Consider the following 24,496-nt stretch of genomic DNA (forward strand, 5'->3'; position numbering starts at 1 on the left):
GGCGATGGGACGCCGGAAGTAACAACGACCGCGCTCCGCCGGCGACACCGGACCGCGTCAGAACGGCTTCTGATGCAGGTCCTGTGCCGCCGCCTTCAGGCAGGCGAGGTAGAACTCGCGGTTCTTGAGCCCGTCGTCTCGCGGCGCCACGAGGCAGAGCGTGGCGATCGTCGTTCCCAGTTCGCCTCTGACGGGAACAGCGAAACAATGGGTGAAGCTGTCGACGATGCTGTTGAAGGTGAACTCTCCCGCCTTGTCCGCCGCCCTGACCTCCGCGATGAAGGCCTGCGGATCGAGCCACGTGCCGTTTGGCAGGTGAAAATCGTTCTCGGGGATCAGATTCAGGATTTCCGTGTCCGAAAGATGCGCAACCAGCAGGCGGCCCGAGGCAGTCCACGGGATCGGCACGCTGTGGCCGACATCCGCGGAGATGCGGAACGGACGGATACCCTCCTTCATGTGCACGACGGTGTATTTGTTGCCGTCGAGCATGCACAATTGTGCGGTCTCCCGCGTTTCGCCCGCCACGCGCTCCAGCGCCTTCTCGCATTCGCGGGAAAAGTCGAAATGGTTCTCATATGCCGCGCCGAGGAAGTAGAGCTTGCGGCCGAGGAAGATCCTGCCGTCGCCGCCTGAATATTCCACAATGCCGTTGCGCAGCAGCAGGTTGACGAGTTCATAGACCGATGAGCGGGGAGCCCCGATCTGCGAGGCTATCTCGTTCGGCTTCATCGGTGTGCGTGCCAGCCGCAGATGATCGAGGATTTCGAAGGCACGGTCGAGGCCGCGTGCCCGTTTTCCCGTGATGTCTTCCCTGATGGCGTCCATCGCTGCCGTCCGCGTCTTTCCGTTGTGGCCTGCCGGCCGTCTCCCGAGTCCGTTTCTAGACCGCGCCGCGTGCCTGTCAATCGTGCGTTTTGCCAGCCCGACCGGCCGCAAATCGGCAGATCACAATTTCTTCCCACGGCTCTTGCGGGTGCTGGAAAACGGCATAAGATGGCGTTGTCCAATATAACGAGTATATGTCCAATATATTGGAACAAAAGAAATGGCAAGAGCCTTGCCGAGCCAATCCAAAAAAGGGGAACGACGCATGAAACGAGATTTCTTTGACCGCACTGCACGCCCTGTCCGGCTCGTCGCTGGCATCGGCCTTTCCGCCCTCCTTCTCGCCGGCACGGCCGAAACCGCGGCGGCGGCGGCAAATTGTATCAAGGGCGACCGCAAGGCTCCCTACACCGTCGGCTGGGCGAACATTTATTCCGTACCCACCTGGATGAAGCAGACCGAAGGCACGATCGCGGCGGAAGTCGAGGAACTGAAGAAGCAGGGTCTCGTCGACAGCCTGATGATCACCGATGCGCAGGGCAATGCGCAGACGCAGATCCAGCAGATCCAGTCGATGATCGACGCGGATGTCGACGCCATCGTCGTCATCGCAGGCTCCTCGACGGCTCTCGACCGCGTGATTTCCGATGCCTGTGACAAGGGGATCGCTGTCGTCAATTTCGACAGCCTCGTCGAGACCGACAAGGTGACGGCCAAGATCAACACCGACTCCAACGAGTGGGGCAAGACGGCCGCGCAGTGGATGGTCGACCAGCTTGGCGGCAAGGGCAAGATCATCATCATGAACGGCCCGGCCGGTATTTCCGTCAGCGACGACCGCCGCAAGGGTGCGCAGCCCGTGCTCGACGCCAATCCCGGTCTCGAGGTCATTACCGAGACAAACACGGAGTACAATGTCGCGCCCGCCCAGGAGGCTATGACGAGCCTGCTCTTCGCCAACCCGGAAATCGATGGCGTGCTTTCGCTTGGCGGAGCGCTCTCCGCCGGTTCGGTCATGGCCTTCGACCGCCAGGGGCGCGAGCAGGTGCCGACCTCCGGCGAAAACGCCCGTCAGTTCCTGGAGCTCTGGAAGGAAAAAGGCCTGAAGGGCTGGGCGACGATGCAGCCGAACTGGCTCGGCGCGCTCTCCGTCTACACGGCCGTCCAGGCACTCGAAGGCAAGGATATAGCCGCCTTCGTGACGGTGCCTTTGCCGATCATCGACGACGCGAGCATCGACAGCTATCTTGCCCGGGCCGACCAGTTCCCGGCCGACGGCTATATCTATTCGGATTATGACAAGGCCCTGTTCGACAAGCTGCTGGCCCAGTAGCCGATCACGATCGGGGTCATTGCGATGACGAACGGGACAGCTCTGCTGGAGGCCCGGCAGGTATCGAAGGGTTTTTTCGGCAATCCGGTGCTCAAGGGGGTCAGCATCGCGCTCGAGCCCGGACGCATCCACGCCCTTCTGGGCGAGAATGGAGCCGGCAAATCCACCCTCATCAATCTTCTGTCCGGCGCTCTCCAGCCGGACGGAGGAGAGATCCTCATCGAAGGGCGCCCGGTCTCGCGCTACAATCCCGGTGCCGCACGTGCCGCCGGGATTGCTGTCGTGCAGCAGGAACTGAGCCTCGCCTCGGAACTCTCGATCGCGGAAAACATCGGCCTCGGAGCCTATCCGAAGAAATTCGGATTCATCGACTACAGGACGCTTCAGGCGCGGGTTGCCGACGTCTGCGCCCGCGTCGGTCTCACCGAACCGCCTGACATGCCGGTCGGCGATCTGGCACTCGGCCGCCGGCAGATGGTCGAGATCGCCAAGGCCCTGTTCCGCAATCCCCGGGTACTGATCCTCGACGAGCCGACGTCCTCGCTTTCCGCCCACGAGGCGGGGGTGCTCTCGCGGCTCGTCCGCAACCTGTCGCAGCAGGGGAGCGCGCTGCTCTACATCTCCCATCGTCTGAACGAGGTCGAAGCACTGTGTTCGCATGTCACCGTGCTGAAGGACGGCGTCGTGACGGCGGACCAGCCGCTCGCCGGCGTCGGCGGCGCCGGACTGGTGCGCCTAATGGTCGGCCGCGAGGCGGGCGACCTCTTCCCGGCATGGTGCCCTGCGGACGAAGGCGACGAACTGATCGCGTTGGCGGATTTCTCTGCCGGCATGGCGAAGGACGTGGATTTTTCCGGTCGCGCCGGCGAAATCGTCGGAATCGGCGGTCTTGTCGGCCAGGGGCAGGAGGATTTTCTCCTTGGGCTCTACGGCGCCATTCCGGCTACGGCCGCGCAGGCAAGGATCGGCCGAGAGACGGGTCCGCTGCGCCAGGTTGGCGCGGCGAATGCGGCAGGACTCGCCTATGTTCCGGCGGACCGCAAGAAGGAAGGGCTCGTTCTGCCACATTCGATCGCCGCAAACCTTCTCCTGCCGACATTCGGCCGGGCTGCCGGCCACGGCATGCGCGATGCCGCCGCGGAACGTGGGATCGTCGCGGAGCTGGCGGCGCGGCTGACGATCAAGGGGGATACCGCACGGGCGGTCCAGGCGCTTTCAGGCGGCAACCAGCAGAAGGTGGCGCTTGCCAAGTGGCTGCCGCTCCACCCGTCGATCCTGCTGCTCAACGACCCGACGCGCGGCGTCGATATCGAAACGAAGCGCGAGATCTACCTGATGCTGCGCAGCTTCGCGACGGAGGGCAAGCTGATTGTGCTGCTGAGCTCCGATACGCCCGAACTCGTGCATCTCTGTGATCGCGTCACCGTCTTTCGCGAGGGCCGTGCCGTTGCGACGCTTTCACGGGATCGGCTCTCCGAAGAGGCGATCGTCGGCGCCGCCATGGGCATCGCCCCGGAAGGAGCGGCCGCGTGAGTTTCTCCTCCCTCTACCTCTCCATTCAGCACCGTAGAAACCGTGGCCTTCTCGGGCTGTATGCCGTTGTCATCGCCTTCCTCGCTCTCTATGCGGCCTTGTTTCCGGGCATCCTCGGCATCGGCGGATTTTCGAAGTTCACACAGAACTGGTTCCCCCTCGCACTGGTGACCATCGCGCAGGCACTCATGATGCTGAACGGCGGCATTTCGCTGGCGATCGGCCCTCTGGTCAGTCTCGGCGCGGTGATTGCCGCAACGACCATGGGCGGTCCGCTGGGGGTCGTCGGCGGCATCGTCGCCGTGGCGGTTGCCGGCCTGTCGGTCGGTGCCATGATCGGCGTCATCATCGCCTATCTGCGCCTGCCCGCGATCATCGTCACCCTTGCCGGCTCCTTCATCATAGGGGGCATCGCCCTCATCGTCCTGCCGCGGCCGGGCGGCATGATCCCGGCGTGGTTTTCCGACCTGCTGGCCGGCCACACGCCGGTTGCCTTCAGCCTGCTCGTTCTGACCGTCATCGCCTGGAAGCTCTTCATCAAGATGCCGCTCGGCCTTGGCATCTATGCGGCCGGCGACAATCCGCTCGGTGCCTTTCGCTCCGGCGTTCCGGTGGACCGCGTCAGGGTCGCGGCCTTTGCGATTTCCGGCCTGCTCACCGCGCTTGCCGGCCTGTTCGTGGCAGCGCAGACCGGCTCCGGCGACCCGGTGATCGGAACCGCCTTCACGCTCAATTCCATCGCTGGCGCGGTGCTCGGCGGCGTCGGCTTTCTCGGTGGCCGCGGTACCATGAGGGGAGCGCTTTGCGGCAGCCTTCTCCTGTCGGTCATGATCAATGTGATGTTCTTCCTCGGTTTCCCGCCTGTCGCGCAATATGTCGCGCAGGGCCTCATCATCGTCGGCGCCGTCGCGATACCCGAGCTGGCGGGCAGGTGGAGGAAGGCGTCGTGACTGTTCTCAGAAACGCCTTGCGCAATCCGCCGCTGCTGACCTTCCTTCTTGTCGCGCTGGTCTGGCTCGCTGCGAGCCTCGCCTTGAGGGGATTTGGTGCCTACGGCCATCTTCGCTATCTGCTCGAGCTCGCGGCCGTGATCGGCATTGTCGCGGCCGGCCAGACGCTCGTTATCCTGACGGGCGGCATTGACCTCTCCGTCGGCGCCGTGATCACGGTGTCGGCGATCATCCTGCCGCTCATCTCGCCGGCGGCGGATCCGAGCGGCCTCGTCGGCATCGTGCTGACTCTGGCGATCGCAAGCGCCATCGGTCTCCTGAACGGTGCCGGAGCAGCCTATCTGCGCGTGCCGCCCATCATCATGACTCTTGCCATGGCAACCTTCCTGCAGGGCCTGCTCGTGATCGTCGCCGGCGGCAGTGCCGTGTCCGTGAGCAATGCCGCGGTCATCTGGCTCGGCCAGGCGAGGCCGCTTGGCGTGCCGGCCGGCGTGGTGCTCTGGATGGTCGTATCCGCCGCCACCTTTATCCTGATCCATCGCATGCCGATCGGCGCACGGTTCCTGGCGCTTGGCGCCAATCCTCTTGCCGCGCGTCTTTCCGGCGTCGGCGTCACGCGGCATACGCTCATCGTCCATACCCTCTCCGGCTTCTTCGCCGGGTTGACCGGTGTCCTGATCCTCGGCATGAACCGCCAGGGCTATGTCGGCATCGGCGATCCCTATCTCCTGACTTCGATCGCCGCCGTTGTGCTCGGCGGCACGTCTATCCTCGGCGGGCGCGGCACCTATGCCGGCACCATTCCCGGCGCGATCCTTCTGGTGACGACGACGGCGCTCATCACCGTCGTCAATGCCTCCGCCGGCTGGCGCTCCATCATGTTCGGCACCCTGATTCTTGCCCTTCTCCTCATCTCCGGCCGCGAGGCGAGGCGATGACTGCGATTTACGACGGACCGATCATCGATCCGCACCACCATCTCTGGGATCTGTCCCTTGGCCGGCATCCGTGGTTGCAGAGGCCGGTAGGTCAGGAGGCGGATATGGTTTTCGGCAGCATCGACGCGATCCGGCGCGATTACAGCGCCGCCGACTATCTGCGCGATGCGGCCGGCGAGAATATTGTTGCAACCGTGCATGTCGAAGCCGGCTGGTCCGACGACGTCCCTCTGGAGGAAAGCCGCTGGCTGGATGGCCTGGACAGGACGAACGGCGTCGCCCACCGCTACGTCGCGCGCGTGCCGCTCGATTGCACCGACGCCGCAGCGCGGCTTGCTGCGGAGGCCGAGAATCCGCGCGTCGTCGGCATACGCGACATCGTCAGCTGGCATCCCGACCCTGCGAAGAGCTTTACGCCCAAGCCGGACCGGATGGACGATCCGCGGTGGCGCGACGGCCTTCGCGCGGCAGCGCGCCACGATTTCGTCTTCGACCTGATGCTCTTTCCCTGGCAGATGGACCAAGCTGTACGTCTCGTAGCCGCGTTCCCCGAGACGCAGTTCGTGCTCGATCACTGCGGCAGCCCGGCGGAGCGAAGTGCACAGGGCATGGCCCTGTGGCGTTCGGGATTGCGTGAACTCGGACGTGCAGAAAACGTCGCCATCAAGATTTCCGACCTTGTGGCCTATGACCACGACTGGAGCGATGAAAGCCTCGCACCGGTCATCGAACATTGCCTCGACTGTTTCGGCCCGCGGCGTGCGATGTTCGCAAGCGATTTTCCCGTCGCCGGGCTGCACGCGACATTCAGCGAGATCTACGGCGTCTTCCGCCGGGCTGCTGCGCCTCTCTCTCTCGACGAGCAGCGGTCCCTGTTCTTCACCACCGCCGACCGGACCTACGGGCTCGGGCTGGCATCAAACACCGGGACAGATGAGAGCAGATATGGCTGATGCCCGCATTTCGATTGCCGGCTCCGATCCGCTCGTCGATGATCGCATGCGCGGATTCCCGGCCGGTGCAAGACCATTGCCGCTCTCGCAGATCGGGAAGCAAGGGTGGAGACCCTTCGATGGCAGGATGTCGCTGCCGCTGATCTCGCTCGATCGGGCGGCGTTTGCCGGCAATGTCCGGGCGATGATGTCCTATGCGCGGGCGGAGGGGATCGAGATCGCTCCGCACGCGAAAACCCCGATGTCGGCGGCGATCGCGGCAGAGCTGGTCGCGGCGGGCGCTTGGGGCACGACGGTTGCCGACATTCGTCAGGCATCCGTGATGCTGAAGACCGGCCTTCCGCGGCTCATCCTGGCAAACGAAATCGGGGGCCGGATGGCGGCGAGCCGGCTTGCAAGCCTTCTTGCGGGTCATCCGGACGCGGAGGTGCATGTCTTCGTCGATTCCGTCGAGCTTGTGACCGCGCTCGCCGCTGCCTGGCGGGAGAGGGATGACCTGCCGCCCCTCGGCCTTCTCGTCGAATTGGGACTGGCGCGCGCGGGCGCACGTTCCGTGCCGGCCGCCGCGACGGTTCTCGATGCGGTGCTGGCGACCGAAACCTCTCGCTTCCGCCTTGCCGGGATCGGCTCCTATGAGGGCGCCGCGGCGACGGACGATCCGGAGGAGACGAGGACACGGATCGACCGGCTGATGGTGATGACCGGCGACCTGCTTGCGCTCGCGCGGGCTCGCGCCACCGACCGCAAACTCCTTGTGACGGCGGGCGGCTCCATCTATTTCGATCTCGCCGTCAAGGCGCTGAAGCCGCTCGTCGTGTCGGACGGCAGTGCCAGGCTGGTGCTTCGAAGCGGTGCCATCTTTTTCCATGATCACGGCGTCTACGAGCGCGGTTTGGAGGCGCTGGATGTGCGCGGCGGGTTCAGGCGCGCCGGAAAGAGGGCATCGACGGCGTTCAGGCCGGCCTTGCGGCTTTGGGCCGAAGTGCTTTCCTGTCCGGAACCCGGACTTGCGATCTGCGGCATGGGGTTGCGCGACGTGGCGATGGACCAGGGACTGCCACGGCCGTTGAAAACCTATCGTGACGGCCAGTTCCAGTCCCTTCTCGATCGTGCGGCCGTGACCAGGCTCAACGACCAGCACGCGTTCGTCGCCATTCCGGCCGATACCGATATGCGCATCGGCGACGTCGTCGAATTCGGCATCTCGCATCCCTGCACCTGCCTCGACCGGCATGCGATCCTTTACGGCCTCGATCAGGATGGAACGGTCACGGCGGCCTATGCAACCTGCTTCGGCTGATCTCCGAGACCGGCGGACAAGACCGACACACCAGGAAAGGCACAGACATGATCATGCGCTATCAGAAGGCTCCCAGGATGAGGTCAGGCCGTCAGCTACGGCGGCTTCGTCTGCATCGCCGGCCAGGTCGCGGAGGGGCGCAGTGTGCAGGCATCGGGGATCAGACGCGCGCCCGCGTCGAGGCACGGCTTGTCGATCCCGACCGTCGCGTCGAGATGACGGCGGTGGCAGCCCTCTGACATTTGCGGCGGCCGCGTTCCGCTTTCGGCTGCGCTTCCATCTTCTGCGGAGTGATCCATGCATACAGGACTCGCCCATTCCATCGATTTCTCCTTGCGCGGCCGCCAATCCGGCGTTTTGGCCATTCCCCACTCGATCGACCGGTCGCCCTATTATCAAATCAGGATTCCTTATCTGCGGCTGAGGAATGGCGACGGCCCCGGCCTGCTTCTGATGGCGGGCAACCACGGGGACGAATATGAAGGCGAACTGCAGCTCGCCCGGCTGATGCGGCGCCTCCGGCCAGAGATGATCAGCGGCAGTGTGACGATCCTGCCCACCGTCAACGCACCGGCGGTGATGGCGGCGCGGCGGTGCTCGCCCCTCGACGGCGGCAACCTCAACCGGGCCTTTCCCGGCGATCCGGCAGGCACGCCGACGTCACGCTTGGCGCATTTCCTGGAGCACGAACTTTTCCCGCATCACGACGTGGTGTTCGATCTGCATTCCGGCGGCACGTCCATGGCGCATCTGCCATGCACGCTGATCGAGCGCCAGGCTGACGCCGAGCGTTTCGATCGGTCGCTTGCGCTGATGCGCGCCCTGGGAGCACATCATGCCTTCATCGCAGACAACGGCCCACAGGCGCCGACGTCGATGGGAGCCGCAGGTCGGGCCGGCGCGATAGGAATTTCGGGCGAATTCGGCGGCGGCGGCACCGTGACGCCGGCCACGATGGCCTTCACGGCACAGGCCATCGATCGCCTGATGCTGGCCCTCGGCGTCGTGCGGGCACCTGTTCTATCAGCGTCGACCGGCAACCCGCCTCCACTTCAGCTTCTGTCGCTGTCGCGTCACAGCCAGGGCCTCTATGCGACGCGCCGCGGTTGGTTCGAGCCGGCGGTCGGACTCGGAGACCGGGTGGCGGCGGGCGCAGTCGCCGGCTGGTATCACGGTCTCGAACGGCCGGAATGTGCGGAGGAGGAATTGCACTTTGCAGAGGGCGGCATCGTCATCTCGCTCCGACTGCACAGCGACTGCCAGGCCGGCGACTGCCTCATGCAGGCAGCCGAACCGATCGACGGCTAGGAGGCGAGATGGTCGACATCCGTTTCCGCCGTGCCGATGTGATAGACGGGACGGGCATGACAGGCCGGAGACGCCGACACATCGTGTCAAGCGGCCACCCCTCACGCGACAAGAAACGGCGACCCCTTGTCCACAGGCCGGCGCACCGCCGGCGTGGCGGCTCAGGCACGAACCGCGTCCACTGCGGCGCGCACCCAGTCGAGCCGTTTCGCGGGAATGAGGCCGTAGTTGTAGAAGTTGACGCCGCCGGCCCCCGCGGACACGGCAGCCTTGGCGCGGGCTGCGAGCACCTCCGGGCCCGTCACCTCCGGATAGAACACGCGCAATCCGACGCCCAGATATTTGTCGGGACCGATTGCCGTCCGCCCGGCTCTCATCACGGCGCCAATCGCCTCCGGCGTCATGTCGTAGCAGCAGAGAATTGCTCCGTCGCAGACCTTGCCGACCGCTTCGAGGTCAACGCCGCCGAGCCAGCCGTCCTTCAGGTCGATCAGCACGATCCGCGTCGCCGGGTCGGCCGTCGCGCGGATTGCCCCGATCAGGCTGGTCACCGGTTCGCTACGCCAGGACAAATAGGCGTGCAGGGCGGGAAAGGCGTCGAAGGCATCGATGCCTGCCGCTGGAAATTCCGGAAACTGCCGCTCGGGCACCGCCCGCTCGCACGTCTCGGCGATGAAGCGCCGGACGGTCCGCCGGGCGCCATCGACGTCGACCCCGGCGGCAGCGGCCCGCGCTACGCAATGGCCGCAGAAACACAACGACAGCAGGAAATCGTCTTCGGCATTGAGGCCAACACCATCCTTCTCGTGATGGTATTCATGGAAGAAGCCCATGAAGTTCGGGCTCTCCAGTTCCAGCATGTCCGGCCGATAGGCCGTCGTGACATCGCGGACGAGCGTCGTCACGTAATCGCGAGCGGCCGGGCTCGACGGGCACAGATTGTAGTGGTTGGCATTGCCGAAGGCGTTCCGCGTGACATGCTGCGGATGCAGCATGCCGAGGCGCGTATTGTGCAGGCAGACGGTCCAGCACGACACGTTCAACCCCTCTTCCCGGCGCGCCGCGACGAGGGCTGCCAGCATGTCCCCACGTTCGGCGACGTTCTTCGCCACCAGCGGCTGGATCTCCTTGCCATCCCAGAGCGCGGCCTGCGGACGGAAATAGATCGTGCCATCCTCCGGAAAATAGGCCTTCTGTGTCGGACTGCGGGGCTGGAGGAACCGGCCAGCATGGTAGGAGGTCGCAAGGCTGATGGTGTTGAGGCCGGCACGCCCACCGAGATCCGCAAGGGTGCCGGCGACGGTCTGGTCCTGAACATCCCAGGGATAGGTCCACATGGATAGCTGCATTGTCATTTCCGATTCTCGAACGGGGAATTTTAAGCAAAAAATCGAAGATCTGTAAAGTACATTTTGTATAATTTGTTAAAGTTCGACTACAAACACGAGAATTATATTTAGAATCCCATGTGATTTATAAAATAAAATTACTTCAATACATATCTATAGTAAAAATTCCCAACTTTAATTTGGCGTTCTTCCCAGGGATTGCGCGCGTCGCGCGGATGGGCAGGCCGTCGGCATCCACCGACATTTCATTACACGCCGACTCTTTTCCATGCGCTCGGAAGTCGACATCGGGCGAATGCCGACCCTGTTGATCACAGTGGATTGCGAACTCCTTCCAAAATCTGGTTGACAGAATCGTAAATCGGATATTGTATCGGTTATATCGATTAATATAAATCGCATAACGATAGATATGACAATCTTGTTTGATCCACTCGTCCATCCCTTCCCTGATCAGGCGCAGCCCGATCCCCAAACCTATTGGCTGGCCATTGCCGGCACAGGACCGGCGGACGACGGGCCGGTTACCGGCGAGATGGATGCCGAGGTGGCGATTATCGGCGGCGGCTATGCGGGACTGTCCTGTGCACTATCGCTTGCGCGTGACCACGGCATTCGTGCCGTCGTGCTGGAAGCCCGCTCTTCGGCCTGGGGCTGCAGCGGCCGCAACGGAAGCTTCGCGCGCATTTCCGGTGGCAGGGTGCCGCTCGCGCGACTTTTGGAAACCTATGGGGAAGCTTCCGCCCGCGCCTATTTCGACGAGATGAAGCAGGCGCTCGCCAATCTTAAAATCCTGATCGCCGAAGGTGGCATCGACTGCGACGTCCAGCCGGACGGCGTCTACAAGGTTGCCGCCTTCCGGGCACACGCCGAAGGCCTGCGGCGCGAGGCGCACCTCTACAACGCCACCTTCGACTATCCCGCCCGCTTCGTCCCGCCCGAGGCGCTGCCGGGCGTGCATGGCGGTGCCGAAGCCTTCGGTGCGCTCCATCTGCCGGACGGTTTTTCGCTGAACCCCCTGAAGCTCGCGCACGGCATCCATGTCCTGGCAAGGGAGCAGGGCGCCAGGATCCACGCGAATTCGCCCGTCACTGCATGGCAGACCATCAACGGCCGGCACTGGCTGAAGACGCCGTCCGGGACGGTGCGGGCGCGCCATGTCGTCGTCGCCACCAACGGCTACACGTCGCCGAAGCTCCACGCGCAGCTCGCCGGCCGCGTGCTGCCGGTCCATTCGCAGATCATCGTGACGCCGCCGCTGAGCGAAGCGCAGATCGCCGCGAGCCTGCCGTCCGGCAATTGCATGTTCGATACGCGAAGCCTGCTCTTCTACTACCGTCGCCTGCCGGACAATCGCATCCTGTTCGGTGGTCGAAGCGCCATCTCCGGCGAGGACGCGCAGGCGCCGCGCCACCGCCGGTATCTGCAGGATGCGCTCACGCGGAAGTTCCCGGCCCTGGCAGGCACCGGCGTCGACTACTGGTGGGGCGGCTGGGTTGCCGTCAGCCGTAATTCCCTGCCGTTCTGTTATGCCCTGCCGGGCGTCGACAACGCCTATGCCGCCGGCGGATATGCCGGCAGCGGCGTCTCCTTCTCGATCCATCTCGGAACTAAGCTCGCCCTTATGGCGTCGGGCAAGCCTTTCAAGACGGGCGCCTCGTTCCTGACGCGCGAGCCCCGGCGCTATCCGTTCCCGCCGCTCCTGCGGTTCGGCCAATGGATGGCCTACCGCTGGCTGCATGCAAAGGACGCACGACAGGCCAGGAAGCCCTGAACCGCCCGTTCAACACAGCAACAATCATCCGCAAAACCAAAAGGGGAATATCGATGATCATCCGCAAGATTGCCGCCGGCGCACTCGCCCTCATCTTTGCAGCCACCGCGGCGATGGCCGATCCCGTCCGGGTCGGCGTCACAACGACCGGCGTGCCTTTCACCTTCGTCGATACCGGTACGCAGCAGGTGACCGGCGCCATGGTCGATCTCGCCACGGCGATTGCCAGAGACAACGGCATGGAGCCGGCCTTCGAACTGACGGCGTTCTCGGCTCTGATCCCGAGCCTCCAGTCCGACAAGATCGACGCCATCTCGGCCGGCATGCTCGTGACCGATGCCCGCAAGGAAGTGGTGAATTTCTCGGACCCGGTCTACTCCTACGGTGACGCGATGTTCGTCGCCGCGGACAACCCGGAGAACTATACGATCGAGGCCCTGAAGGGGGAAATGGTCGGCGCGCAGATCGGCACGACGTTCGCCGATTCCCTGAATGCGCTCGGCCTATTCGGCGAGGTGACGCTCTATGACAGCATCGCCGACATCATGCGCGACGTAAAGCTCGGCCGCATCAAGGCCGGCTTCGGCGACCAGCCGATCGTCGCCTACCAGATCGCGCAGAATCCCGCACTCGGCGTCCGTCTCGTCGAGGGCTACAAGCCGATGAAGACAGGCAACGTCGCACTCGCGGTCTCGAAGGACAAGGCGGACCTCCTGGCGAAGGTCAACGCCTCGATCGCCAGGCTGAAGGCAAGCGGCGAGCTGGCGAAGATCTTCGCGAAATACGGCCTGTGAAGCGGCACGCCGGCCGCAGCCGGCGTTGCACGGCGACGGGGCGCAGCGACGTCCCGCCGCGCAAGACGGTCAATCAAGGAGACATCCGATGAACGCGTTCCTGTCGCGCGCCTCCGAGTACCTGCCGCTGCTTCTGAACGGGCTGTGGCTGACGATCCTGGTGACATTCGCGTCCCTCTGCCTCGCGACGGTCCTCGGTCTTGTCTGGGCGCTGTTGAGGACATCGGGCATCAGGGCGCTGGCCCTGCCGACCCGCGTCTTCGTCGAGTGCGTGCGCGGCATTCCGATCCTCGTCGTTCTCTTCTACATCTATTTCGTCATGCCGGACATCGGCATCGATCTGACCGCGTTGCAGGCCGGCATCGCAGGCCTTGCGCTCACCTATTCCTGCTATATCGGCGAAACGTTCCGCGCCGGCATCGAAGCAATCGATCGCGGCCAGGTGGAGGCAGCGAAGTCGATCGGCATGCGCCACGGGCTGATGATGCGGCGCGTCGTGCTGCCGCAGGCCGTGCGCATCGTCATGCCGCCCTATGCCAACAACGTGATCATGCTCCTGAAGGACTCCTCGCAGGTCTCGGTCATCACCGTTGCGGAGCTGACGATGCAGGGCAAGGCGCTTGCCTCCTCGACCTTCGACAACATGACGGTCTTCACGCTGGTTGCGCTCCTTTATCTCTGCCTGACGATTCCGCTCAACATCGTGATGCGCAGTGTCGAAACCGCGCTGGGGAAATCCCGATGATCACTTTTGAAGATGTGCACAAATCCTACGGCACGCACAGCGTTCTCAAGGGCATCGACGCGACCGTCGGAAAAGGACAGGTCGTCTGCCTGATCGGCCCTTCCGGCTCGGGCAAGTCGACGATGTTGCGCTGCGTCAACGGGCTGGAGACCTACCAGGCCGGACGCATCACGATCGGCGGCGCCACGGTCGATGCGCAGGCGGCGGACATTCACGGCATCCGGGCCCGCGTGGCCATGGTCTTCCAGCGATTCAACCTGTTTCCGCACCGCACCGCGCTCGAGAATGTCATGGAGGGTCCGCTCTACGTGTTGCGCCAGAACCGAAAGGACGTTCGCGACCGGGCGGCGGCACTTTTGAATAGCGTCGGCCTCGGCGAGAAACTCGACGCCTATCCGCACGCACTGTCGGGCGGCCAGCAGCAGCGCGTCGCCATTGCCCGTGCGCTTGCCATGCAGCCGCAGGCAATCCTCTTCGACGAGCCGACATCGGCGCTCGATCCGGAAATGGTGGGGGAGGTGCTGCAGGTCATGCGCAGCCTTGCCGAGGAGCATATGACGATGCTCGTGGTCACGCACGAAATCCAGTTCGCGCGCGAGGTCGCCGACAGCGTGCTCTTCCTCGACGGCGGCCGGATCATCGAACAGGGACCGGCACGCGAGGTGCTTCACCAGCCGCGGCACGAGCGCACGCAGGACTTCCTGCGCCGCGTCACGCACCCGATCTGAAACGCGCGATGAACGGAGGCGGTGGAAAGCCGTGGTCCGAGCCGCATGTGTTGCGGTTCCTTCGTGACACGCCGCCGCGGCGCGCTAAGACTGTGCCGGGCAACTTCCCATTCGATGAACGGATCCCATGAGCGACGCCGAAGATTCCCCGCTTTTCATCACCTCACTCGCCAAGGGCCTCTCCCTGCTGTCCGCGTTCGGCGCGGCGCGCCCTTCGATGAACCTCGTCGACATGGCCGAGGCGACGGGTCTGAACAAGAGCACGGTGCAGCGGTCGGCCTTCACGCTCGAAGCGCTCGGCTACATCGCCAAGGAGGGGCAGACCAAACGCTACCGCCTGACCGCGAAATCGCTCGAGATCGGCACGGGCTATTTGCAGACGAGCGAACTTGTCGAACGGGCCAATCCCTACCTTCATGAGTTGAACCGGGACACGCAGGAAAGCTGCAACCTTCTGGAACCCTGCGGCACCGATATGGCCTATGTGGCGCGCTTCGCGAGCCACAAGCAGATCTCCATCCATGTGCCGCTCGGCCAGCGCCTGCCGATGTACTGCACCTCGGCCGGTCGCGCCTATCTCTCGGCGCTGGGTGGCGGCGAAGCGGTCGACTGTCTGCGGACGTCCCGGCTGATTGCCTATACGCCGAATACGGTGACGGATTTCGCCCGGCTGCAGGAGATCATCGCACAGGCGCACATCGACGGCTTCGCCTATTCCAACGAGGAGTACTATGTCGGCGACATCGCGGTCGGTGCGGCCATCGTCAATGCCGAGGGCCGGCCGCTCGGCGCGGTCAATATCGCCGTGCCCTTCAGCCGCTGGACCCTCAAGGACGTGCTCGCCAACCTCGCGCCCCAGGTCGTCAACACCGCCCGCTCGATTTCCAGTGCCGCCCGCAGCCTGAAACCCCTCATCTGAACCGGGACGTCCGTTCCGGCCTGTTCTACCAAGGAGTATCCATGTCCATCCAGCGTTTCGAACCCAACGGCAAGCGCCTTAGCCATGTGCTGGTCTACAACGGCATCGCCTATGTGACCGGCCAGGTCGCCGCGGACCGGGGGCAGGACGCCGCCGGCCAGACGGCCCAGGTCCTGGCGCGCATCGACGACCTGCTTGCGAAGGCCGGCACAGACAAGTCGAAGATCCTCTATGCTCAAGTCTGGTTGAAGTATGCGGTGTCCGACTTCGCGGCGATGAACACCGTCTGGGAAGACTGGATCCCGCAGGACGCGCTGCCGGCGCGCGCCACGGTCGAAGCCAATCTCGCCGCCGAGAACATTCTCGTCGAAATCGCGGTGCAGGCCGCCGTCTGAACCTGGATCGCCGTTCTATCTCTGGTCCATCGAGCGCAGCAACTTCACCAGCCAGTCGACGAAGACCCGGACCTTGTTGCTCAGGTGGCGTGTCTGCGGGTAGACGATGTAGAGTGGCAGGCTTTCGCACTGCCACTCGGTCAGCACACGGACGAGGCGCCCGTCGGCAAGCGCCTCGCGGGCCATGAAGAGCGGCACGCGCGCAATGCCGAGCCCCGTCAGAACGGCGTTCATGTAGGTCCGGGCATCGTTGGCCGAGACGACATATTGCGGCGTGATCTCCCTGCGCTCGCCGTTGCGGATGAAATCCATCGGCATGATGCGCCCGGCCTGGGCCATCAGGTAGCCGACGGCGAAATGGCTATCCGTCAGGTCGTCCGGCTTTTCCGGCATGCCTTTCTTGTCGAGATAACGCGGTGCAGCGCAGGTGATCATCTCCATCTCCGACACCTTGCGGGCAACCAGGGACTGGTCGGTCGGCGTGCCGCCGCGCAGCGCGCAGTCGACGTTTTCCGCGATGTAGTCCACCAGCCGGTCGCCGACGCCGAGATCGATGCGGATTTGTGGATAGCGCGTATGGAAATCGCAGAGCGACGGAATGACGAGCAGGTCCGCAAAAACGCCGGCCATCTCGACGCGGAGCCGGCCAGAGGGCTGGTTTTGCGAATGCGAAAGACTGCCGTCGAGTTCATCGATTTCCGACAGGATCTGAGAGGCGCGCTCGTAGTAGAGCGCGCCGTCGGTCGTCACCATGACGCGCCGGGTCGTTCTGTTGAGGAGCGTCGTGCGCAGATGCGCCTCGAGCCCCTGGATGAGATTGGTCACGGTCGTCTTCGGCACGTCCAGTGCGGCGGCCGCGCGGGAGAAATTGCCCGTCTCGACGACACGAACGAAGACACGCATCGCTGAAAGCTGGTCCAAGCTGATATCCTTTCTACTGCAATGCAATATTATTCGAAATTTGGAACAGTGATATCCATTTCACCGACCTTATCCACTAGCAACGGGATAATAATATAAGATCCAAGTGGAGAGCAGGCACCCTTCCCGAAACGGAAGCAGGTTGTATGCGAAAGGCCAGACCGATGGTCAGTGAATGGAGGGACATGGAGGTTGATGGGCGGGAGCACCGTTCCATGCCGGTCCGTGTCTATGAAAGTGCAAACTGCGGAAAGACGCCGCCGCTTGTTCTGTATTTCAGCGGCGGTTCCTTCCTCGACAAAGATAGGAATGGCGAGAGCCCGATCGCAAGGGCCTTTGCACTTTCCGGAGCGATCGTCGTCGAGGCCGATTATGCGAAGCCGTCCGGCAACGCCTTCCCGAAGGCGCTGGAATATGCCTTTGCGGCTTTGCGGTGCCTGTGCGGCAAGCGCAAGCAGTTCGGTGGGCAGCGTTCACTGATTCTCGTTGCCGGCGAAGAAGCGGGCGGCAATGTCGCGGCGGGCGTCGCGCTGAAGGCGCGGGACCAGATGCCGGGTGAGATCGACGGGCAGATCCTGTTGTCGCCGCTCATCGATCCGCTGATGGCCACCGCCTCGTTCCGCGAGGCGGGGGAGGCGGGCATGCGGGACCGCTGGACGGAGGGCTGGAGCCACTATCTCGGGTCCGGCGGGGGGTATTGCCACCCCTATGCCGCTCCGATGCACTGCTCGCGATTGGCGGGCGTCGCGCCGGCGCTGATCCTGACGTCGCAGGACGATCCCTTGCGGGACGAGGCTGCGAGCTATGCCGAGCGTCTCCGGGCGGCCGGCGTCAAGGTCAGGAACCAGGTGCTTCCGCCCTGCACGGGATGGACGCAGATCTACAATGCGGAGACCACGGCGGGATGCGAGCCGCCGGACGAACTCCGGCGTGAATTTCAGGGTTTCGTTGAGGGACTGGAGACCAGGACCTTTTGCATTTGAGATGAAAGACCGGCCCGTTTCGGGGCCATAAGGAGATACCGATGCCGTCGAACAAGAAACGCTGGGCCCTCATGGGCGCCGGCCTGGGACTTGCTGCGTCCGTTTCGGGTGTGGCGTTTCACTTCGATCTTATGGCGGGTGCCAATGCGGCGCCCGCCGCCGCCTCCGCGGAAGTGCCCGCCGTGCCGGTGACGGTCGCGGCTGTCGAGCCGCGCAGCGTCAGCACCTGGCAGGAATTTTCCGGCCGGCTGGAGGCTGTCGATCGGGTCGAGGTCCGCTCCCGCGTCCCGGGGGCGATCCAGTCCGTGCATTTTCGGGAAGGCGCGCTGGTAAAGGCCGGCGACCTTCTGATCACGATTGACCCGGCCCCCTTCGAGGCGGCGGTTGCGCAGGCTGAAAGCCTGGTCGCCTCCGCAAAGGCCAAGCTCGATCTCGCTGACACCGAACTGGAACGCGGCCGGAAGCTCGTCGCCAAGAACACGATCTCCGACAGTGACTTCGTCCAGCGCCAGAGCGTGCGTGCCGAAGCGGTCGCCAACCTGCGGGCGGCGGAAGCGGCACTGACGACCGCCAGACTCGACCTCGGCTATACCGAAATTCGGGCGCCGATCGACGGGCGGGTCGGCAGGCGCGAGATCACCGAGGGCAACCTGGTCGCCGCCGGCCCAGGGTCCCCCGCGCTGACGACGCTCGTCTCTTCAGGCCCGATCTATGCAAGCTTCAACGCCAATGAGGAACTCGTGGCCCGCACGCTTGCCAACCTGCCCGAAACCAACGGCGTACTTCCGGCGATCGACCACGTCCCGGTCGAGATCGAGACGCTTAGCGACGACGGTACGCCGCTTGCCGGCAAGCTGCAGCTCATCGACAACGAGGTCGACAGCACAAGCGGCACGATCCGTGTCCGTGCCGTCTTCGACAATCCGGGCAACCGGCTGATCCCCGGCCAGTTCGTCCGCATCCGCATGGGCGAGCCGGTCGCGCAGGCGCGCCTGATGGTGAGCGAACGGGCCGTCGGCACGGACCAGGACAAGAAATTCGTCTTCGTCGTCGACGCCGAAAACAAGGTGAATTACCGGCAGGTCCAGCTCGGCGCTTCCGTCGACGGTCTGCGCATCGTCGAGGAAGGCCTGAGCCCTGGCGACAGGATCGTCGTCAACGGCCTCCAGCGCATCCGCGCCGGCGTCGTCGTCGATCCGCAGACCGAAGTGGCCGTCGCGCAATAGTTCCAGATACCGGCGGGCGCGGTCCGCCGGCCCGAACCACCAGTCATCCAACATTGCTCGCGGCCACTGGCCGCAGGCAGGGACCGTTGTGTCTCGATCAACCCTGGAGAGGGTACCGCCATGAACATTTCCCGGTTCTTTGTCGACCGTCCGGTCTTTGCTGCCGTGCTGTCGCTGTTGATTCTCATTGCCGGCCTCATCGGCATGCGCTCGCTGCCGATCTCGGAATATCCGGAGGTCGTGCCGCCGTCGATCGTCGTGCGCGCCCAGTATCCGGGCGCCAATCCGAAGGTCATCGCCGAGACGGTGGCAACGCCACTGGAAGAGTCGATCAACGGCGTCGAGGACATGCTCTACATGTCGAGCCAAGCGACCGCCGACGGCGTCATGACGCTTACCGTCACCTTCGCGCTGGGAACGGACCCCGACAAGGCACAGCAGCTCGTGCAGAATCGTGTCTCGCAAGCCGAACCGCGCCTGCCCTCCGAGGTTCGCTCGCTCGGCGTTACGACGGTCAAGAGCTCGCCGGACCTCATGATGGTCATCCACCTGAGTTCGCCGGACGACCGCTACGACATCACCTATCTGCGCAACTACGCGGTCCTCAACATCAAGGACCGGCTTGCCCGTATCGATGGCGTCGGCCAGGTGCAGATATTCGGCTCCGGCGACTATTCGATGCGCATCTGGATCGATCCGCAAAAGGCGGCGGAACACGGGCTTGCGGCAAGCGACATCGTCGCGGCGATCCGCCAGCAGAACGTCCAGGCGGCCGCCGGCGTCATCGGCGCCTCGCCGAGCGAATCCGGCATCGATCTGCAGCTTTCCGTCAACGCGCAGGGTCGCCTGCAATCGCCGGAGGAGTTCGGTCGCATCATCGTCAAAAGCGGCGATAACGGCGCGATCACGCGTCTGAGCGACGTCGCGCGCGTCGAACTCGGCGCTGCTGACTATTCGCTGCGCTCGCTGCTCGACAACAAGGCGGCGGTGGCCATTCCCGTCTTCCAGGCGCCGGGCTCCAATGCCATCCAGATATCCGACCAGGTGACGGAGACGATGAATGAGCTCCAGCTCGCCATGCCCGAGGGTGTCCGCTACGACATCGTCTACGACACGACGCAGTTTGTGCGCGCGTCGATCGAGAAGGTCGTCGACACGTTGCTCGAGGCGGTCGCGCTCGTCGTGCTTGTCGTCATCCTCTTCCTCCAGACCTGGCGCGCCTCGATCATTCCGCTGCTTGCCGTGCCGGTTTCGATCATCGGCACCTTCGCCGTCATGTATGTCTTCGGTTTCTCGGTCAACGCGCTGACGCTCTTCGGCCTCGTGCTGGCGATCGGCATCGTGGTGGACGACGCCATCGTCGTGGTCGAGAACGTCGAGCGCAACATCGAAAACGGCCTGTCGCCGCGCGAGGCGACTTATCGGGCGATGCGGGAGGTATCGGGCCCGATCGTCGCGATCGCGCTGGTGCTCGTTGCCGTCTTCGTGCCGCTCGCCTTCATCACCGGCCTGTCCGGCCAGTTCTACCGGCAGTTCGCACTGACGATCGCGATCTCCACGGTGATCTCGGCGATCAATTCGCTGACGCTTTCGCCCGCGCTTTCGGCGCTGCTCCTGAAGGATCATCACGCGCCGAAGGACTGGCTGACGCGCTTCATGGACAGGACGCTCGGCTGGTTCTTCCGCGGGTTCAACCGGGCCTTCGGCGCCAGCTCCAGGGCGTACGGGCGGGGCGTCGGCGGTATCCTGTCCCGCAAGAGCCTGGTGATGATCGTCTATCTTGTGCTGGCGGGTGCAACCTACCAGCTCTTCCAGGCGGTTCCCGGCGGCTTCGTACCGGCGCAGGACAAGCAGTACCTGATCGGCTTCGCCCAGCTTCCGGACGCGGCGACCCTCGACCGGACGGAAGACGTGATCGAGCGAATGAGCGAGATTACGCTCGCACAGCCCGGCGTCGAGCACGCCATCGCTTTCCCGGGGCTTTCGATCAACGGCTTCACCAACGGCTCGAACGCCGGCATCGTCTTCGTCGGTCTCGCGCCCTTCGAGGAACGTACGACGCCCGAGCTTTCCGCCGGCGCGATCGCCATGCAGCTGAACCAGAAATTCGGGGCGATCCAGGACGCCTTCATCGCCATGTTCCCGCCGCCGCCCGTCCAGGGCCTCGGCACGACCGGCGGCTTCAAGCTGCAGATCGAGGACCGTGCGGGCCTCGGTTACCAGGCACTGGACGAGGCGACAAAGGCCTTCCTCGGAAAGGCCTACCAGACGCCGGAGCTCGCAGGTCTCTTCTCGAGCTTCCAGATCAACGTGCCGCAGCTCTATGCAGACCTCGACCGCGAGAAGGCGGAGCAGCTCGGCGTGTCGGTCACCGACGTCTTCGAGACGCTGCAGATCTATCTCGGCTCGCTCTATGTCAACGACTTCAACGCGTTCGGCCGGACGTACAGCGTGCGGGTGCAGGCGGATGCGAAGTTCCGTGCTCGGGCGGAGGACATCGGCGCGCTCAAGGTCCGGTCGCAGTCCGGCGAGATGATCCCGCTTGCGACGCTGCTCAAGGTGGAGGCGACGACCGGACCGGAGCGCACCACGCGCTACAACGGCTTCCTCGCCGCCGATATCAACGGCGGCCCGGCACCCGGTTTCTCGTCCGGCCAGGCGCAGGCAGCCGTCGAGCGGATTGCCGACGAGACGCTGCCGTCCGGCATCGGCTTCGAGTGGACGGATCTGACCTATCAGCAGATCCTTGCCGGTAACTCGGGCGTCATCGTCTTCCCGCTCGCCCTGCTGCTCGTCTATCTCGTGCTTGCTGCACAGTACGAGAGCCTGACGCTCCCGCTTGCCATCATCCTGATCGTGCCGATGGGGCTGCTTGCCGCCCTGACGGGCGTCTGGCTCACGGGCGGAGACAACAACATCTTCACCCAGATCGGGCTCGTGGTGCTCGTGGGGCTTTCGGCGAAGAATGCGATCCTGATCGTCGAATTCGCCCGCGAGCTGGAATTCGAGGGGCGCACGCCGGTTCAGGCGGCAATCGAGGCGAGCCGTCTGCGCCTGCGGCCGATCCTCATGACGTCCGCGGCGTTCATCATGGGTGTCGTGCCGCTCGTCGTTTCGACCGGCGCGGGCGCCGAGATGCGGGCCGCCATGGGCATCGCCGTCTTCTCGGGCATGATCGGCGTCACCTTCTTCGGCATCTTCATGACGCCGGTCTTCTACGTGCTCGTCCGCCGGCTCGCGGGCAACCGCGCGCTGCGGCGGATGGAGGAACCCGAGTTGGCGCATGCGCCGGCCGAGTAGGCGATCCCGAAGACCGCCACGCACCCATCCCGGTTCCGCCGGGATGGGTTTTTCATGCCGGACGGTAAACGCGCGCGGCGGTATCGTGCAGCATCTCCCGGGCGGCCTCCGGCCCATGCCCTTCGGCTGCAGCGCGATGCGCCGAGAGCACCGAAGGAAAGTCGGTCCAGAGCTTTTCGATCGGAAAGTTGGAGCCGAACATCAGGCGGTTGCTGCCGAGGATTTCCACGGCATTGTCGACGATGAGCGCAATGAGCGCGGGGTCGTTGCGGTGAATAAAGGTGCCGAGGCCGGAAAGCTTGGCGTAGAAATTCGGCAGTCCGGAAAAATGCGAGAGGCCCGCCTTCCACGCCGCCACGGTTTCCGGCGCATCGTCCGTCAGCATGCCGCAATGGGTGAGGATGAAATCAGTCTCCGGGTTTTCCGCGACGAGCGCCGCGCCGTTCTTCATCTGGGCCGGGAAGAGCTGGAGATCGAAGGAGAAGCCGTAGTCCCTGAGCCGGGCGATGTTCCTGCAGACGTTTGCATCCAGCACCTGCTCGGGTCCCGGCGCGAAGCGGTAGGCCGGCACCTCGTGCCAGTGAAGCTGCATGCGCACGCCGCGCACCAGCGGATAGGCCTTCAGCCGGTCGAGCTGCGGACGCACGTCCTCGACCGAGATATCCGCATAGCCGACGATGGCGTGCGGCCAGCCGCTGCGCGCGGCCGTTTCGCTGAGCCAGGCGACCTCCTTCTCGAAATCCGCCTTCGCCCAGTTGGTCTGCACATAGACCGCTTTCTCGACGGCCTGTCCGTCGATCTCACCCAGATATTCCTCGATCGGATAGTCGCGCTGGATCGGCTCGTAGGGTCCGAAGATGCGTGGCACCATCGGACCGTTCAGCCATGGCTGGTCGGCGCGGCGCCAGATGTGAAAGTGCGAGTCAATGACCGGCTGCATGGGTCTTCTCCTTCCAGACGACCGACGCCTTCGGCGCCGGCCAGTCGAGCGTGAGCAGGAAATCGGCGATCGTTTCCGCCGAGGAGCCGTCAACCAGATCGTCGAGCCACTGCAGCACGGCGGCAAGCGCCGCCGTCTCGGGCCGGAAGCGCGGATCGCCGGCAAGCGGAGTGGCGAGCGACAGGCGATGCGCGAGGCCCGAGAGCCGGCGCATGGCGACCTCGAAGTCCGCGTGTCCGCCGCGCTCCAGGCCATCAGAGGCGATGACGACGAGGGCGCCGCGCGAAAGTGCTGCAAAACGCGGCACGGCGAGAAAGGCTTTCAGTGCCGGCCCGATGCGCGTGCCGCCGTTCCAGTCGTCGACGAGGCCCGCAGCGCGGGCAAGCGCCTGGTCCCGGTCGCGAAGGCGAAGCGCGGGCGTGATGCGGGTGAGCCGCGTGCCAATCGTGAAGATTTCCGCGCGCGGGGCGGACTGGCAGGCCGCATGGGCGAGCGCCAGAAACTCGTCCGTATGGCCGCGCATCGAGCCTGAGATGTCGATGACCAGCACGAGACGGCGGGCGATCTCCTGCCGTCGCCGGAGGCGCGGCACCGCCAGATCGCCGTCGGCGCGCACGATGTCGCGCATCGAGCGGCGTAGATCGACGGCTCCCTTCGTCCGCGTGCGCAGATGTCGGAAGGCGCGGCGTCGGGGCAGGGAGCCGGGCAGGTGTCGCCGGAAGCTCTTCAGGATGTCGTCGCTCGTCTCGAAGTCGCGCCCGGCGAGCCGCTCGATCGCCGAGGCATGCGCGCCGCCCTTCTCCTGCCGCAACGACGCATCGCCGCCGGCATCAGCGCCGCCCCGGTCCTTGACGACGGTTTCTTCCTCGTCCTCGCTTGCGGCGGCAGCCACTTTCGTTTCCCCGTGGAAGACCGCGCGGAAGAGCGCGTCGAAGGCGCCCATGCGGTCGATGGAGGGCGCCAGCGTTGCGATCGCCGCGCGGCGGATGTGCTCCATGCTCTTGGGTCCGAGCAGGGTGACGGCCGCGAGGAAGCTTTCCGTCTGGTCCGGCGAGACGGCAAAACCGTTCCGGCGCAGCACGAATACGAAATCGAGGAAAGGGGCGCAGGCGCGGGGCAGGAGGGTTAGCGGCATGATGCAGGCTCCTCTCACTTCGCGCCTGCGGGAAGAAGGTGGCCCGAAGGGTCGGATGAGGGGGTGCGTGAAGCGCCACGAGCAGATGCCGCAAAGACCCCCTCATCGCCTCGCATGCGCTCGGCATGTCTCCCCGCCGGGGAG

The 24,496-nt window shown here is 64.6% G+C and carries 21 protein-coding genes; 16 read left to right on the forward strand and 5 right to left on the reverse strand.

What is annotated here, in order from left to right; translation table 11 throughout:
- Positions 1-57 precede the first annotated feature (57 nt).
- On the reverse strand, positions 58-828 hold the full coding sequence (locus LXM94_RS10515) for an IclR family transcriptional regulator (protein WP_235771203.1): 771 nt from the start codon (positions 826-828) through the stop codon (positions 58-60).
- A 265-nt stretch (positions 829-1,093) separates the two neighbouring features.
- Here LXM94_RS10515 and LXM94_RS10520 point away from each other — a divergent pair, with 265 nt between their 5' ends.
- The 7 genes from LXM94_RS10520 to LXM94_RS10550 all read left to right on the forward strand — a co-directional run bounded on the left by LXM94_RS10520 (position 1,094) and on the right by LXM94_RS10550 (position 9,143).
- Positions 1,094-2,161, forward strand: coding sequence for an ABC transporter substrate-binding protein (locus tag LXM94_RS10520; protein ID WP_235771205.1), 1,068 nt, complete (start codon positions 1,094-1,096; stop codon positions 2,159-2,161).
- Between the two features lie 24 nt (positions 2,162-2,185).
- Complete coding sequence (locus tag LXM94_RS10525; protein WP_235771206.1) at positions 2,186-3,694, forward strand: sugar ABC transporter ATP-binding protein; 1,509 nt, start codon at positions 2,186-2,188, stop codon at positions 3,692-3,694.
- On the forward strand, positions 3,691-4,644 hold the full coding sequence (locus tag LXM94_RS10530) for an ABC transporter permease (RefSeq protein WP_235771207.1): 954 nt from the start codon (positions 3,691-3,693) through the stop codon (positions 4,642-4,644). Before LXM94_RS10525 ends, LXM94_RS10530 begins: the two co-directional genes overlap by 4 nt.
- Positions 4,641-5,582, forward strand: a complete 942-nt coding sequence (locus LXM94_RS10535) for an ABC transporter permease (protein ID WP_235771208.1) — start codon at positions 4,641-4,643, stop codon at positions 5,580-5,582. Before LXM94_RS10530 ends, LXM94_RS10535 begins: the two co-directional genes overlap by 4 nt.
- Positions 5,579-6,535: an amidohydrolase family protein gene (locus LXM94_RS10540; RefSeq protein WP_235771209.1), complete on the forward strand. Its 957-nt coding sequence runs from the start codon at positions 5,579-5,581 to the stop codon at positions 6,533-6,535. The genes LXM94_RS10535 and LXM94_RS10540 overlap by 4 nt, the downstream gene beginning before the upstream one ends.
- On the forward strand, positions 6,528-7,835 hold the full coding sequence (locus LXM94_RS10545) for an alanine racemase (RefSeq protein ID WP_235771210.1): 1,308 nt from the start codon (positions 6,528-6,530) through the stop codon (positions 7,833-7,835). Before LXM94_RS10540 ends, LXM94_RS10545 begins: the two co-directional genes overlap by 8 nt.
- 297 nt (positions 7,836-8,132) lie before the next feature.
- Complete coding sequence (locus LXM94_RS10550) at positions 8,133-9,143, forward strand: M14 family metallopeptidase (RefSeq protein ID WP_235771211.1); 1,011 nt, start codon at positions 8,133-8,135, stop codon at positions 9,141-9,143.
- A 161-nt stretch (positions 9,144-9,304) separates the two neighbouring features.
- Here the strand turns inward: LXM94_RS10550 and LXM94_RS10555 are convergent, their stop codons facing one another.
- Positions 9,305-10,492: a hypothetical protein gene (locus tag LXM94_RS10555; protein ID WP_235771212.1), complete on the reverse strand. Its 1,188-nt coding sequence runs from the start codon at positions 10,490-10,492 to the stop codon at positions 9,305-9,307.
- Positions 10,493-10,904: 412 nt separating this feature from the next.
- On the opposite strand from LXM94_RS10555, the gene LXM94_RS10560 reads away from it, so the two are divergent.
- The 6 genes from LXM94_RS10560 (at position 10,905) to LXM94_RS10585 (ending at position 15,847) form a co-directional block, all read left to right on the forward strand.
- A complete protein-coding gene (locus tag LXM94_RS10560; RefSeq protein ID WP_235771213.1) occupies positions 10,905-12,266 on the forward strand; it encodes an NAD(P)/FAD-dependent oxidoreductase in 1,362 nt (453 codons plus the stop codon).
- Between the two features lie 53 nt (positions 12,267-12,319).
- A complete protein-coding gene (locus LXM94_RS10565; RefSeq protein ID WP_235771214.1) occupies positions 12,320-13,060 on the forward strand; it encodes an ABC transporter substrate-binding protein in 741 nt (246 codons plus the stop codon).
- Positions 13,061-13,148: 88 nt separating this feature from the next.
- Positions 13,149-13,805, forward strand: a complete 657-nt coding sequence (locus LXM94_RS10570) for an amino acid ABC transporter permease (RefSeq protein ID WP_235771216.1) — start codon at positions 13,149-13,151, stop codon at positions 13,803-13,805.
- Positions 13,802-14,533 (forward strand): amino acid ABC transporter ATP-binding protein, encoded by a 732-nt coding sequence (locus LXM94_RS10575; protein WP_235771217.1) that lies wholly within the window; start codon positions 13,802-13,804, stop codon positions 14,531-14,533. The genes LXM94_RS10570 and LXM94_RS10575 overlap by 4 nt, the downstream gene beginning before the upstream one ends.
- 127 nt (positions 14,534-14,660) lie before the next feature.
- Entirely contained in the window at positions 14,661-15,452 is a 792-nt protein-coding gene (locus LXM94_RS10580; protein ID WP_235771218.1) for an IclR family transcriptional regulator, read from the forward strand.
- Positions 15,453-15,493: 41 nt separating this feature from the next.
- Positions 15,494-15,847 carry a RidA family protein gene (locus LXM94_RS10585; protein ID WP_235771219.1) on the forward strand — a complete coding sequence of 118 codons (354 nt, stop codon included), beginning with the start codon at positions 15,494-15,496 and terminating at the stop codon, positions 15,845-15,847.
- A 15-nt stretch (positions 15,848-15,862) separates the two neighbouring features.
- Here the strand turns inward: LXM94_RS10585 and LXM94_RS10590 are convergent, their stop codons facing one another.
- Positions 15,863-16,768, reverse strand: coding sequence for a LysR family transcriptional regulator (locus LXM94_RS10590; RefSeq protein WP_235771220.1), 906 nt, complete (start codon positions 16,766-16,768; stop codon positions 15,863-15,865).
- A 164-nt stretch (positions 16,769-16,932) separates the two neighbouring features.
- On the opposite strand from LXM94_RS10590, the gene LXM94_RS10595 reads away from it, so the two are divergent.
- From LXM94_RS10595 to LXM94_RS10605, 3 genes are all read left to right on the forward strand, one after another.
- A complete protein-coding gene (locus LXM94_RS10595; protein WP_408015620.1) occupies positions 16,933-17,751 on the forward strand; it encodes an alpha/beta hydrolase fold domain-containing protein in 819 nt (272 codons plus the stop codon).
- A 41-nt stretch (positions 17,752-17,792) separates the two neighbouring features.
- Complete coding sequence (locus tag LXM94_RS10600) at positions 17,793-18,977, forward strand: efflux RND transporter periplasmic adaptor subunit (protein WP_235771222.1); 1,185 nt, start codon at positions 17,793-17,795, stop codon at positions 18,975-18,977.
- A gap of 120 nt (positions 18,978-19,097) precedes the next feature.
- Positions 19,098-22,277, forward strand: a complete 3,180-nt coding sequence (locus LXM94_RS10605; RefSeq protein ID WP_235771223.1) for an efflux RND transporter permease subunit — start codon at positions 19,098-19,100, stop codon at positions 22,275-22,277.
- 52 nt (positions 22,278-22,329) lie between these two features.
- On the opposite strand, the gene LXM94_RS10610 is transcribed toward LXM94_RS10605, so the two are convergent.
- Both LXM94_RS10610 and LXM94_RS10615 read right to left on the reverse strand, forming a co-directional pair.
- Positions 22,330-23,217 carry an amidohydrolase family protein gene (locus tag LXM94_RS10610; RefSeq protein ID WP_235771225.1) on the reverse strand — a complete coding sequence of 296 codons (888 nt, stop codon included), beginning with the start codon at positions 23,215-23,217 and terminating at the stop codon, positions 22,330-22,332.
- A complete protein-coding gene (locus LXM94_RS10615; protein WP_235771227.1) occupies positions 23,201-24,352 on the reverse strand; it encodes a vWA domain-containing protein in 1,152 nt (383 codons plus the stop codon). The genes LXM94_RS10610 and LXM94_RS10615 overlap by 17 nt, the downstream gene beginning before the upstream one ends.
- Between the last annotated feature and the right edge of the window lie 144 nt (positions 24,353-24,496).

The sequence above is a fragment of the Rhizobium alarense genome, assembly GCF_021555155.1.
In the GTDB taxonomy this organism is placed as follows: Bacteria; Pseudomonadota; Alphaproteobacteria; order Rhizobiales; family Rhizobiaceae; genus Rhizobium_D; species Rhizobium_D alarense.